Origin of the sequence: Psychrobacillus sp. (assembly GCF_032154225.1) — a bacterium.
GTDB lineage: Bacteria > Bacillota > Bacilli > Bacillales_A > Planococcaceae > Psychrobacillus.
Map to the genome: position 1 here is coordinate 675,780 of NZ_JALDYF010000001.1, position 13,402 is coordinate 689,181.

At 36.7% G+C, this 13,402-nt stretch carries 14 protein-coding genes; 3 read left to right on the forward strand and 11 right to left on the reverse strand.

From position 1 onward, the window contains the following. Positions 1 to 71: 71 nt before the first annotated feature. Positions 72 to 398, reverse strand: a complete 327-nt coding sequence (locus RUH95_RS03450; protein ID WP_313891417.1) for a YlaH-like family protein — start codon at positions 396 to 398, stop codon at positions 72 to 74. 21 nt (positions 399 to 419) lie between these two features. Then, positions 420 to 2,267 (reverse strand): translational GTPase TypA, encoded by a 1,848-nt coding sequence (gene typA / locus RUH95_RS03455; RefSeq protein ID WP_313891418.1) that lies wholly within the window; start codon positions 2,265 to 2,267, stop codon positions 420 to 422. Between the two features lie 105 nt (positions 2,268 to 2,372). Between typA and RUH95_RS03460 the strand changes: the two genes are divergently transcribed. Then, positions 2,373 to 2,558, forward strand: coding sequence for a YlaF family protein (locus RUH95_RS03460; RefSeq protein WP_313891419.1), 186 nt, complete (start codon positions 2,373 to 2,375; stop codon positions 2,556 to 2,558). Between the two features lie 36 nt (positions 2,559 to 2,594). Here the strand turns inward: RUH95_RS03460 and RUH95_RS03465 are convergent, their stop codons facing one another. After that, entirely contained in the window at positions 2,595 to 3,386 is a 792-nt protein-coding gene (locus RUH95_RS03465) for an inositol monophosphatase family protein (RefSeq protein ID WP_313891420.1), read from the reverse strand. A 104-nt stretch (positions 3,387 to 3,490) separates the two neighbouring features. Further along, positions 3,491 to 3,688, reverse strand: a complete 198-nt coding sequence (locus RUH95_RS03470; RefSeq protein WP_313891421.1) for a hypothetical protein — start codon at positions 3,686 to 3,688, stop codon at positions 3,491 to 3,493. Positions 3,689 to 3,845: 157 nt separating this feature from the next. Here RUH95_RS03470 and RUH95_RS03475 point away from each other — a divergent pair, with 157 nt between their 5' ends. Next, the gene (locus RUH95_RS03475; protein ID WP_313891422.1) at positions 3,846 to 4,475 is read left to right on the forward strand and encodes a YktB family protein; all 630 of its coding nucleotides are present in this window, start codon (positions 3,846 to 3,848) and stop codon (positions 4,473 to 4,475) included. A 239-nt stretch (positions 4,476 to 4,714) separates the two neighbouring features. On the opposite strand, the gene RUH95_RS03480 is transcribed toward RUH95_RS03475, so the two are convergent. Beyond that, on the reverse strand, positions 4,715 to 4,984 hold the full coding sequence (locus RUH95_RS03480) for a UPF0223 family protein (protein WP_313891423.1): 270 nt from the start codon (positions 4,982 to 4,984) through the stop codon (positions 4,715 to 4,717). An 18-nt stretch (positions 4,985 to 5,002) separates the two neighbouring features. After that, positions 5,003 to 5,962 (reverse strand): NAD(P)H-dependent flavin oxidoreductase, encoded by a 960-nt coding sequence (locus tag RUH95_RS03485; protein WP_313891424.1) that lies wholly within the window; start codon positions 5,960 to 5,962, stop codon positions 5,003 to 5,005. 137 nt (positions 5,963 to 6,099) lie between these two features. Here RUH95_RS03485 and RUH95_RS03490 point away from each other — a divergent pair, with 137 nt between their 5' ends. Next, on the forward strand, positions 6,100 to 7,569 hold the full coding sequence (locus tag RUH95_RS03490; protein ID WP_313891425.1) for an aminotransferase class I/II-fold pyridoxal phosphate-dependent enzyme: 1,470 nt from the start codon (positions 6,100 to 6,102) through the stop codon (positions 7,567 to 7,569). Positions 7,570 to 7,608: 39 nt separating this feature from the next. Here the strand turns inward: RUH95_RS03490 and RUH95_RS03495 are convergent, their stop codons facing one another. The 5 genes from RUH95_RS03495 to lpdA form a co-directional block, all read right to left on the reverse strand. Then, complete coding sequence (locus RUH95_RS03495) at positions 7,609 to 8,286, reverse strand: LrgB family protein (RefSeq protein WP_313891426.1); 678 nt, start codon at positions 8,284 to 8,286, stop codon at positions 7,609 to 7,611. Next, positions 8,286 to 8,660, reverse strand: coding sequence for a CidA/LrgA family protein (locus tag RUH95_RS03500; protein ID WP_313891427.1), 375 nt, complete (start codon positions 8,658 to 8,660; stop codon positions 8,286 to 8,288). Before RUH95_RS03500 ends, RUH95_RS03495 begins: the two co-directional genes overlap by 1 nt. Positions 8,661 to 8,671: 11 nt before the next feature. Then, complete coding sequence (locus RUH95_RS03505; RefSeq protein WP_313891428.1) at positions 8,672 to 9,481, reverse strand: polysaccharide deacetylase family protein; 810 nt, start codon at positions 9,479 to 9,481, stop codon at positions 8,672 to 8,674. A gap of 93 nt (positions 9,482 to 9,574) precedes the next feature. Beyond that, positions 9,575 to 11,116, reverse strand: a complete 1,542-nt coding sequence (locus RUH95_RS03510) for a methyl-accepting chemotaxis protein (RefSeq protein WP_313891429.1) — start codon at positions 11,114 to 11,116, stop codon at positions 9,575 to 9,577. Positions 11,117 to 11,989: 873 nt separating this feature from the next. Then, positions 11,990 to 13,402: a dihydrolipoyl dehydrogenase gene (gene lpdA, locus RUH95_RS03515; protein ID WP_313891430.1), complete on the reverse strand. Its 1,413-nt coding sequence runs from the start codon at positions 13,400 to 13,402 to the stop codon at positions 11,990 to 11,992.

Consider the following 13,402-nt stretch of genomic DNA (forward strand, 5'->3'; position numbering starts at 1 on the left):
CGTCCGCTTGTAACAAAATCCGTTCTATTTATTCCTATATTTTCTTCAAAAAAACAAAGCCCAGACTACATTTAAGTAGTTGGGCTTTGTTTTTTTTCTAGTCTCAAACGTATCTTATAAATGATTAAAATTAATGCCGCGACGATTAACCCCTCGACAACAGGAAGGAAAAATGCTAAAAATGTTAGCACTAAACATCCTACTAATAAAAATGTATATATAACGATATTTTGCCCAAGACGTAATTTTTTTGCAAATCCTAGCTTGTACACAAGCACTGACAACAAGAATATCGTTAGGAATAACACATATCCCGCTATATCGTAATTCGGCATTATTTCATATATATATCTTGATATACTAGACATTTTACCAAATACGAATTGCTGTTCCTCCAAGGTTTTTCACCCTTTCAGTTACTATTCTAGTTCTGCACTTTTCTTTTTCTTCGTAACACGTTCACGTTCGCTCTTCTCAAGAATTTTTTTACGTAAACGAATCGATTCCGGTGTAATTTCTAAATACTCATCATCACCTAAATACTCTAATGCTTCTTCAAGAGTTAGGATACGAGGTTTTTTAATAACATTCGTTTGGTCTTTGTTAGCTGAACGAATATTCGTTTTTTGTTTCATTTTTGTAATATTTACAGTGATATCACCATCGCGATTATTTTCCCCAACGATCATACCTTCATAAATTTCAGTACCTGGTTCTAAGAATAGAGTACCACGGTCTTCAATCCCCATCATACCATAAGTAGTTGATTTACCAGTTTCCATTGAAACAAGTACACCTTGACGGCGTCCGCCAACACGACCTGATACTACTGGCTGGTAGCTATCAAATGTATGGTTAATAATACCAAAACCTTTTGTAAGGGACATAAATTCAGTTGTATAACCAATTAATCCACGAGCAGGAACCATGAAGATTAAACGAACTTGACCATTACCACCGTTAACCATATCAACCATTTCACCTTTACGTGTTCCCATAGACTCAATAATCGAACCTACAGAATCTTCCGGTACGTCAATTTGAACGCGTTCAACTGGTTCACATTTTTTCCCATCGATTTCACGTATAATTACTTCTGGTTTAGAAACTTGTAATTCAAAACCTTCACGACGCATATTTTCGATTAAAATCGACAAGTGAAGCTCACCGCGACCTGAAACTACCCAAGCATCTGGAGAATCAGTATCTTCAACACGTAAAGATACATCCGTTTGTAATTGAGCACGAAGACGCTCTTCAATTTTACGTGAAGTTACCCACTTACCTTCGCGACCAGCGAATGGTGAGTTATTTGTTAAGAATGTCATTTGTAATGTTGGTTCGTCAATACGTAACGGCGTTAAAGCATCTGGATGGTCTGTAGGACAAACTGTTTCACCAACGTTAATTTCTTCCATACCAGATACGGCAATTAAATCTCCCGCTTTAGCTGATTCAACTTCTATGCGTTTTAAACCGAAGAAACCGAATAATTTAGTTACTCGGTAGTTTTTAATTTTGCCATCTAGTTTCATTAAAGAAACTTGTTGACCTACTTCAATTGTTCCGCGGAATACGCGACCAATACCAATACGTCCCACATAATCATTATAATCAAGTAATGCTACTTGGAATTGTAATGGCTCGTCTGAGTTATCAACTGGCGCTGGAATAGTTGAGATGATTTTTTCAAATAGACATGACATGTCTTCTTCTTGGCTAGCTGGATTAGCATCTAATGAAGCAGTACCGTTAACACCTGAAGCATAAACAACTTCGAAGTCTAATTGATCATCGTCTGCACCTAATTCAATAAATAATTCTAAAACTTCGTCTACTACTTCTGCAGGACGTGCTGAATCTTTATCTACTTTGTTAACTACAACGATTGGCGTAATTTTTTGTTCTAATGCTTTTTTCAATACAAAACGCGTTTGAGGCATACAACCTTCATATGCATCTACTACTAATACAACTCCGTCTACCATTTTTAGGATACGTTCAACTTCGCCACCGAAGTCAGCATGTCCAGGTGTATCAAGGATATTGATACGTGTGCCATGGTAATCTACAGCTGTGTTTTTTGCTAATATAGTTATTCCACGCTCGCGCTCAATATCACCTGAGTCCATAGCTCTTTCGTCTACATGCTCGTTCGATCTGAACGTTCCCGATTGTTTTAATAATTGGTCGACTAATGTCGTTTTCCCATGGTCAACGTGTGCTATAATTGCAATGTTTCTTAGATCTTGACGTAAATTTGTCATTTTTCCACTCCATATTCTTTTTTCGAGTCCATAACTGTGCTATTATATCACAAGTGAAACTAAAGTAATAATATTTTTTATCATTTTTTTTGAGGAGGCAGTAAAATGAACAATGTTAAGTGGATTTTTGTTTTATATTCTCTTGGTGCAATACTATCAATGGCATTGATTGGAATTGCAGTCGCACTTAGAAGTATTCCATTCATTATACTAAGTATTATCTTACTTATTGTCGTAATGGGATTTGGTTTTAAAGCAAAAGCAAAAATGCGTAAATTAGGATTATTATAAAATAAAATGGGTAAAGGATTTCTCCTTTACCCATTTTTATTTTAAACAAATATAATTATCAAGTAATTCCTTATGCAAAATCGGTTTAGCGATAATAAATGTATTTTGTTCCAATAAATTAATCGATTCATTCGAAAGATTTGTAACAACTGCTCCGACTTCTTTTGCTATAACCATTCCTCCTGCAATATCCCATGGTGATAAACGCATAGACATATAAGCATCTAATTTTCCCATCACTACATATGAAATTTCAATCGCAGCTGAACCATATGACCTTGTTCCTCTAACTGTCTGCATCAACTTGATCATCCCATCATGCTCTAAATACTTATTTGGAACAACCCAACTTGCATTTACCCCAATAACAGATTGTTCTATTTTTGAAGGCACTAACTTTGGGACACGAACATCATTAAAAAAGGCCCCCTCATCTAATGCAGCCGATAATAAATCGTCTTCCATTACATTATAAATGTATCCAAGCAACCCTACGCCATCCTTGTATATGCCTAAAGAAATAGCAAAGTTCTTTTTTTGATGAATAAAATTCATCGTGCCATCAATTGGATCTAGCAGCCATACATAACCATTTAAGTCTTGAATATCATCTCCAAATCCTTCTTCTCCAAAAATTCGATGATCTGGAAAGTTTTCTTTAATATGTTGAATAAAAAATTGTTCCGTTTCTTTATCAATATTAGTAACTAAATCATTTGCTTCAGATTTCGAATCGATAATAAGCTCGCTTGAAAAAGAAAATCGAATTCTTTCAGCAGCTTCTTTTATTAATGATTTTGCATATTTATCAAGTGTATGTATATTCACAATCAACCAACCTTTCCTAACGAGGTCTCTTCAGTATAAAGAAAAAAACACCGGCTGTCTTTCAATTAGCAGGTGTTTTTTAAGTGTATACAGTTGTAAAGCTTTTAATCGAGTGCATTTAATTCCTCCAAAAGTTGATGAATTTCTATTAGACGTTGTTTTGTATCATGTATTTCTTTTTCATTTTTACTATTCATTGCATCAAAAAGTGAAGCTAGTTGGTAGTCCAACTCCAATTTAAGTGTTTGAATTTTTTCTTTTTCAACATCGTTTTTTCGAATAATATGAACAATTTGTCTCATAACTAACACCCCTTCCCTCTTTTTTATTATAACGCAATTTTCTGAATTTTTTATACTTTATGTGAAAAAAATTATTTTGTCAACTCAAAAATCCTATATATAAGATTTTTACCCAACTTTCATATAAAATAAACATACAAGTGAAAGGAGTTTTAAAATGAGTAAAACTTTTTGGGTAAACAAAGATTTTGATGTATTTCAAATAGACGGGTTAGAAAATCGAATGGAAGCTTTAATTGCAAATGTTCGACCGAAATTTGAAGAGCTTGGCAGTCACTTTAGTCACTATTTTTCAGGAACTCTTGGAAATGAATATTTTCCACATGTTGCAAAACACGCTAGACGTTCTGTGAATCCTCCAAAGGATAGCTGGGTAGCTTTTGCTCCTTATAAAAGAGGCTATAAAGCATTGCCGCATTTTCAAATCGGCTTATGGGGTAGTCATTTATTTATAATCGTTGCAGTTATTTATGAGGCACCAGACAAAGTAGCAATTGCTGAGCGTTTATTGAAGAAAAAAACATTATTCAATAAACTTCCTGCGAATTATATTATTTCTGGAGATCATATGAAGATTGATACGACGCCTTTAAAGGGAGCTAAAAAAGAAGAACTTACGCAATTACTAACGCGACTTCGAGATGTGAAAAAGGGAGAGTTTTTAGTAGGTATACATATTCCGCGTGAAGAAGCTGTTACTTATTCCGATGAAGCGTTTCTACAACTTGCTGAGAATACTTTTGAACAGTTATTACCTATTTATAAAGAAATGGTTCAGATTAAATAAGAAAAGCGGAAGCGCCTATGTCTGCTCCGAAAGGCAAATGGGAAAAAGCGAGGAGGCAGCTCATCAGCCGCCGCAGTTATGATTATTGCGACGAGTAACCGCAGGAGCACTTTTCACATTTGACCCCGAGGGGCTAGGCGCTGAAGCTAGACAATTACTAAGTAGGAAACCTTATGCTTTCTTATTGGTTAAGAAAAGGTGCACCTCCAGTTGTTTATGAGCAATTGGAGGTGTTTTCCTTACTTGCGAATGATGCTGCCGTCTTCTTTTTCTTTCATTAGTTTAACGATTGGATAGCTTGCGTAACCACTTTCTTTTTCAAATTCACGAAAGTATGTTTTTTCTTCTGCGATTGAAGGTACGATTTCTTTAAATCGTCTATATTTTTGGAGTAGTTCCTCGCGTTTTACACCTTTTTCATACGCATTTTCAATTGCTTCAAAAAATTGTACTACAGCTACTATTTCATCTGTTGACCAGTCAGTGGAGAACGGATATGTATATTCCATGTTGTATTCCTCCTAAAATTAAATTTGCCATTTTTTTCGAACTTCAGTTGCTTCATTTACCATTCGAGTAATTAACTCTTCTGTGGAGGGGATATCTTTAATCAAACCAACTGATTGGCCAGCCCAACCAAAGCCAGCATCACTATTGCCTTCATAGATAAATTGCTTATTAGCTTCTCCACTAATATAATCCTTTAAAGCATCGTATGTTGGATTTTCCTTTTCCATACTTAAAATAGCTTCTGTCCAGCTATTTGTAATAGCTCTTGCCGGTGCACCGATAGATCGTTTAATAACAGTTGTATCTGTTTCTTCGCTCGTAAGCAATGCTTGTTTATAAGCAGCCGAAGCATGGATACATTCTTTCGTTGCGATAAAGCGTGTTCCCATTTCAATCCCTTCTGCTCCAAGGGCATGTGCAGCCATCCATCCTCTTCCATCTGCAATTCCACCTGATGCTATTACAGGTATAGAAACTGCATCCACAACTTGTGGAATTAAAACGATTGAACCGACATCATCTCTTCCAAGATGACCGCCACCTTCTTGACCAACAACCATTACTGCATCCGCACCAAGCTGCTCCGCTTTTTGTGCTTGGCGTTTAGCAGCTACAAGAACTAGTTTTTTTATCGATGTATGTGCAAGCTTTTCTAAAATAGGTGCTGGATTCCCTCCTGTCATTGATATTACAGGAACCTGCTCCTCTATTGCTACTTGCAACATATGTTCATAAGGTCTGCCCGTTTGACCGATAGCAAAGTTTACTCCGAACGGTTTGTTCGTCAGCTTTCTCACTTTTTGTATTTCCTCACGAAGTTCTTCAGGTGTTTGTAAGCTCATTGCAGTTACTTGCCCTAGTCCGCCAGCATTAGAAACAGCCGCACATAAATCAGAATACGCCAAATAAGCAAGCCCACCTTGAATAATCGGATATTGTATATCCAATAAATCAGTTACCCTTGTTTGAAAAGTCATCCTCATCCCTCCCGTTGCTTTAAGTGTAAAAGAATTAGCGTAATGATTCAATTCAGAATAATTTTTATAGTCACGAATGTTTGAAAGTGCTATAATTCACTTGTTTTTAAAAAATATTTGAAGAGGTGGTATGAGCGTTGTCACAATTAGAAACTCCTTTGTTCGATGCCCTACTTAAGCATCGAAATCGTCATCCTATCCAGTTTCACATTCCTGGGCATAAAAAAGGGAAAGGGATGGACCCTGCATTTCGAGAGTTCGTTGGAGATAATGTACTTTCCATAGATTTAATTAATATTGCCCCGTTAGATGATTTGCATTCTCCCAAAGGTGTTATTAAACATGCACAACAACTAGCTGCTGAAGCTTTTGGGGCGGATGAAACATTTTTCTCTGTACAAGGTACAAGCGGTGCAATTATGACAATGATCCTTACTATTTGTGGGCCTGGTGATAAATTATTAGTTCCACGAAATGTTCATAAATCAATTATGTCAGCAATCGTTTTCGCTGGTGCAATTCCAGTTTTTATCCACCCAGAAGTTGATAAAGAATTAGGCATTTCACATGGCATTTCTGCAGAATCTGTAGAAAAGGCTTTAAATGCACATCCCGACGCAAAAGGTGTTCTAGTCATTAATCCAACCTATTTCGGTTTAGCAGCTGATTTGAAAAAGATTGTTGATATATCACATAAACGAGGTATTCCTGTTGTAGTAGATGAGGCTCATGGAGTGCATATTCACTTCCATAAATCTCTACCTATTTCAGCGATGGAAGCTGGTGCTGATATGGCAGCTACTTCTGTTCATAAGCTTGGCGGCTCCATGACGCAAAGTTCCATTTTAAACGTTCGAAAAGGACTAGTTTCTACAAAACGAGTTCAGTCGATTTTGTCGATGTTAACGACTACTTCTACTTCATATCCTCTTCTAGCATCACTAGATACGGCTAGAAGGCAGTTAGCGATACATGGTGAGGATTTAATAGGAGATTCGATAAGACTTGCTAAAGACGCTCGAAAGCGCATTAATTCGATTCCTCATTTACGATGTGTAGGAGAAGAAATTTTACAGTCTTCTGCAACATTTGATATGGACCCAACGAAGCTATTAATTAATGTGAAAAATTTAGGCATGACTGGCTATGAGGCAGAAGCTTGGTTGCGTGAGAAAGCAAACATTGAAGTAGAGCTATCCGATTTGTATAATATTCTTTGTTTAATAACAATTGGCGATACTAAAAAAGAAATAAATTTACTTATTAATGCACTAACACGTATGGTAGCTGACTTTGACGTCGAGATTGTCGTAGCAGAACCTTCTGTTACATTGCCTGATATCCCTAAACTCGCTATGTCACCTCGTGATGCATTTTATGCCAAAACAGAAGCTGTGCAACTGAGTGAAGCAAGTGGACGTATATCTGCTGAATTCGTTATGGTGTATCCACCTGGTATTCCTATTTTTATTCCCGGGGAAATAATTACACAGGGGAATATTGATTATATACGCATGAATGTGGAAGCTGGTCTTCCTGTTCAAGGTCCAGAAGATGATTCATTAGAAATGATCCATGTTATTAAAGAACAACAACCGATTATATAAAAATTCAAAAAAGAGATGAAAGATAACCTTCATCTCTTTTTATATTAGAAGCCAAACAACGATTGGACAAATAAATGCCCCGACAACAGCACTTAATGTCATTGCAACTGATCCCATCGACAATGCCTGCTCCCCGTATTCAGAAAGCTTTGAAACACCGAATCCATGTGAAGCACTTCCAATAGAAACCCCTCTACTCACTGTCTTTTCAATACGAAATACTTTTAAACAAAACGGTCCAGCTATCGCCCCAGTTAAACCGGCAACCATAACAAACACTACAGTTAAAGCGGGGTTCCCTCCTACTGATTCACTAATCTGCATAGCTACAGGAGTTGTAATCGATTTAGATAAAAGCGAAAGTAATAGCTCATCTTCTAATTTCATTAACTTAGCAAATAAGACGATACTAATAATTCCAGAAAGCAAAGCTACGATTACGCTTGAAAAAATAGATACCGCATTTTTCTTAATGCTTTCCCTTTGTGTGTATAAAGGATATGCCAAACTTACAACAGCTGGCCCGAGCATAACATCAATCCATTTTGCTCCGCCCATATACACATCATACGGCACGGAAAAAATGCTTAATACTACAATGATAAGAATGGTTGCCGTTAGCACTGGAAATAAAAAAGGATTTCCAAAACGTGCATATAATTTTGCCATAAAAAAATAGATGACAATTGTCAATAAAATCATACAAAGAATAAGCATTACATCGGCTCCTTTGCGGACTCTTTATTTTCTAAGTATTGACAAATACGCCCGGAAACACCGATTGTGAAAATAGTACTTATAATAACGGAAATAACGAGCATCAATCCTTGTAAAGAAACCAACTCAGGATAATTCATTACGCCAACAGTTGCAGGAATAAAAAACAATGGCAATATAGCAAGTAAAAATCCTGCTCCATCTCTTATTAAATTCACTGGAATAATTTTAAACTGCAACGAAAGTAACAGCAATAACAGCCCTACGATACTACCCGGAAATTTTATATGTAACGATTCAACTATAAATGTTCCTAACAAAGAATATAAAAATAAAATGATAATTTGAGCGACTACACGGACATATTTGGACATTTTTTCACTATTTATTGGTCGATACCTTTAATCGTTTTTGGATCGACTAAGTCATAGCCTTTTGCACGAAGACCTTCTACGATACCCGCTAACGCCTCTGCAGTCCATTTACGATCATGCATTAATAGATTTGCTCCATTTGTTAGATATTCTGTATTTACCATAATATCTTGCAAACTTGCAGCATCCATATATTTCTTTTCCCAGTCATATCCGTAAGTCCAATTCATTAGAAGCATTCCTTCGCTTTGTACAAGCGCTCTACTGAAATCCGTGTTCACTCCAAATGGCGCTCTGAAAAATTTAGGTTTTTCTCCGATTACCGCCTCTACCACTTCGTTTACTTTCAAAATTTCTGCTTTTTGCTGTTCTTCTGAACTATTTTTTAAATTGGCATGCGTTTGTGTATGGTTTCCAATCGGAAAGCCTAAATCATAAATAGCTTTTAAATTCGCTTTTTCTTCATCTGTATCGATAAAATGACCATTCACAAAAAAGATCGCTGGTGCATTGATTTCTTTCAATGTTTTAGCCATTTCAAGTGCGTATTTATCTGGAGCATCGTCGATTGTCAATAAAACCACTTTTGGATTTGCATCACCGATTGGTTTTAACGTCCAGTTAGCTGGGCTCAATTCGTATAAAGCTTCCGCCACTACCTCTTCTTCTGCTGTTTCTTCTACTTCTACCACTTCTGGTTCTTCCACTTTCTCTTGCGGCACTGTTGCTTCTACTTTCGCTACCGGTTCTTCTTTAGCGTCTCCACATGCGGCAAGTGCAAGCATACATGTTGTTAGTATTACCCATTTTGTATATCTCAAGATGATCACCTGTCCCTTCCAACTAATATTCTATCATGGACAAAAGAAAACCGTGTAAAAAATTCTACACGGTTTGTATTTACTCGAATAAGATTAATGATGCATTCTAATTTTATCCAAAAGCGTATTTAATTCTTCTGTTAAAGATTGGAGCGATTGCGTTACTTTGTTTAATGATTCTGTTGATGTATATTGATCCTCAGCCGCATTAGAAATAACAGCTAAGTTTTGAACTACCGTTTCGTTTGAAACGTAAATCGTATTAAAAATATCATTCGTTTCTTTTGCCTGTCCAGCTACAACTTGTACGGCAGATGATATATGTTCGATTTCGTCTTCTACATCTTGCATTGAGTTTAAAATCGTATGGAATAGCTGAGCATTTCCGTTAATCGCCACACTGCCTTTATTGATTTCTTCCATCCCATCGTTCATTTGCGCTGCAATTTCTTGTACTTGTAAATCGATATTGTTTAAAACGGACTGAATATCTGTCGTTGATTGCCCAGAATTTGTAGCAAGTTTGCGAATTTCATCTGCAACGATTGCAAATCCTTTTCCATTTTCACCCGCCCTCGCTGCTTCAATCGATGCATTTAATGCAAGGAGCTTCGTTTGTTCAGAAATGCTCTCAATAACATCTAACGACTTAGTAATTTGTTGTGATTGATTTGCTAATTGAAGAACAAGATTATTGACGGATCGGATTGATGAACTGATTGCTTGCATTTGGGAAGATACGTTCGAAACAGATTCTTTCCCTAAATACGCTTGCTCTAAGCTTGATTTCGCTTTATCGGTTACATGGGTTGTTCCACCTTGAATTTTTTGTATTTCAGTTAATAGTATTTGATTTTGTGCAATACCTTGTTGTAATTTCACAGCTTCTGCCGATACATCTTCTTGATTGCTATGCAAAGCTTCCTTTATGTCATGACTAGCTTTCGTCATGACAATAGAATCATTCGCTAATACGAATGAATTCTCTGATACATATTTACTAATTTCATCTACTTCCTTCAACAAACTTTGCAACTTAGCTTCCGCCACTTGCTCCTTCTGTTGAAAATATTTTTCAGACTGCTGCGTTTTATAAATAATAATAATCGTCGCTAAGCTTGTTAATATTAAAAAAACTGCGTGAATAAGTAATAACGAAAACCCATAATTACTCGTCCCACAGAGAATTTCAGGAATTGTAAAATAGCCAAGTAAATGATGAATAGCAAAAATAACTGTACTCGTTACTACTAATGAAATACGTTGAAATGTTCCGATTAGTGCCAAAACCATAAATATAGAAAAATGGTATTCCACTAACCCATTACCTGTAGCAATTATTGCGATACTCCCAAATGTAAGTGTGAGCATTAAAATCCATTGAATACGTAAATCACTACTATCTTTCACATACATAAACCATCCAGCGATACACAAAATAATTGGTATGCTAATTAAGATGAGGACTATTATTTCATGTGATTTAGATACGTTTAATTGACCATTCATTAATATGATATGTTCTGTAAAAACAGATGATTTTCTATGTAAAAAATAGATTAACGATGGTAATATTGTTACCCCGGTCGATAACCATAATAATAATTTATTTTTTTCACGTACAATATGTTCCATTTTAAACGTCAGCCCCTATTCGATATACTAAGACTTTGTTATTATACAAATGACCACTAAACATTTACTTAACAAAAAAACAAGACCTTTGGAACTATTTGTATGTTTTAAAAAAACAAAATTTCAGCTATTTTTTCACATTATCATAAGAAAAGCCGAGAAAAAATATGGTTGGTCCTATTAAATCAAAACATCTTAGCGACACAGTTTCTGCCTCGCTTCAGGCTTAACATTAGGCTATACGATAAACGGAAAAAATTTTAAAGCTTGTTGTAAGTGGCTGCTCCACTTACAACAAGCTTTTAGTCGTCATCGTATGGCAAATGTTCACCTTCCGTTCGCCAGAAACTTCCGTGCCAAGTTGTTAAATATTTTTAGGCAATAGGAGAAGCAAGTGACATTCTATCTATTACCATGGTCGCCAAAGATACAATTTTGACAGCTCTTTGTAGATTTTTACAAATCGACACTTATACATTTGAACTTAAAGTGGAGAAGTAGAGGACATATTTACTTCGTACAAAAATTGTCGGTCTATTTCTAACTAGAAATGTAGATGAACTTTTTCTCTTCCTCTTACATGGGAGCATGAATACACTCCTATAAGTAGGAAGGATGTAGTGAAAAGCGGCGACTCGGGTAGGAAAAGCAGATGTTTTCTGCGACGAGTAACCGCAGGAGCACCGAGCTGAAGACCCTGGACTGATCGCCCAGCGAGGGAAGCGGCTGAAGCCGTGCCCACCGAACGCGTCCGCTTGTAACGAAATCCACTCTCTTCTTCTCTATATGCACGGTAATCCCTGGACTCATAGAACACTTTTTATACTTCTTTCAAAAAAACTCCTAGAGCATGAGCTCTAGGAGTTTTGTATATTATTTTGTAAGAATATGAATTGGGTGACCCATAACAACTTCCGCAGCTTCCATTGCAATTTCACCTAAAGTTGGGTGAGCATGAATAGTCATTGCAATATCTTCTACCGTCATACCAGCTTCAATTGCTAAACCAAGTTCAGCGATCATATCAGAAGCACCTTGGCCAACGATTTGTGCACCAAGTAGTAATCCGTCTTCTTTACGAGAAACAAGTTTCACAAAGCCATCTGTTGCGTTAAGCGCAAGTGCACGCCCGTTAGCTCCGAATGGGAACTTCCCAGCCGCTACATCATAACCTTGCTCTTTTGCTTGTGCTTCGTTTAATCCAACAGTTGCAAGCTCTGGATCTGTAAAGCATACAGCAGGAATTGCTAAGTAGTCGACAACAGAAGTTTGACCAGCAATAACTTCAGCAGCTACTTTTCCTTCGTATGATGCTTTGTGCGCAAGTTGAGGACCTGAAACAACATCTCCGATAGCAAAAATATTGCTAATGCTTGTACGACATTGCTTATCTACTTCGATTAAACCGCGTTCAGCAAATTTAATACCCATTTCTTCTAGTCCGATTTCATCCGTATTTGGACGACGACCTACAGTAACTAATACATAATCAGCTTCAACTTTTTTCTCTTCTCCGCCAACTTCATATGTTACTACTACGCCTGTTTCAGACTCTTCTACACCTTTTGCAGATGCTTTTACTGCAATTTCAACGCCTTTTTTCTTTAGACCTTTTTTAACGATTGCCGTCATTTGTTTTTCGAAGCCAGCTAAAATATCATCGCCGCCTTCAACGATTGTTACTTGAGAACCTAAGTTAGCAAATGAAGAACCTAGTTCCGTACCGATATATCCTCCACCGATTACAACTAAACGTCCTGGAATTTCACTTAAGTTAAGTGCACCAGTTGAGTTAATTACACGTTTTGTATATTTAAATGTTGGGATTTCAACCGGGCGTGATCCAGTTGCGATAATTGCATGTTTAAACTTATATGTCTGAGCAGATGTTTCATCCATTACACGAACAGTATTTGCATCTACAAAGTAAGCTTCTCCACTAACAACTTCGATACCATTTCCTTTTAATAAACCAGAAACACCGCTAGTCAGTTTGTTTACTACGCTGTCTTTGAAGGCTTGAGCTTTTGAAAAGTCAATTTTCACGTCAGAAGCAGTAATACCCATTTCATCTGAGTGTTTTGCTTGTTCAAAACGATGCCCTACAGAAATTAGCGCTTTAGAAGGGATACATCCTACGTTTAAGCATACGCCACCAATATATTCTTTTTCTACAACGATTACTTTTTGTCCAGTTTGTGCAGCACGAATTGCAGCTACGTATCCTCCAGGACCTGAACCAATTACTAAAGTATCTGTTTCAATCGGGAAATCTCCTACTACCAT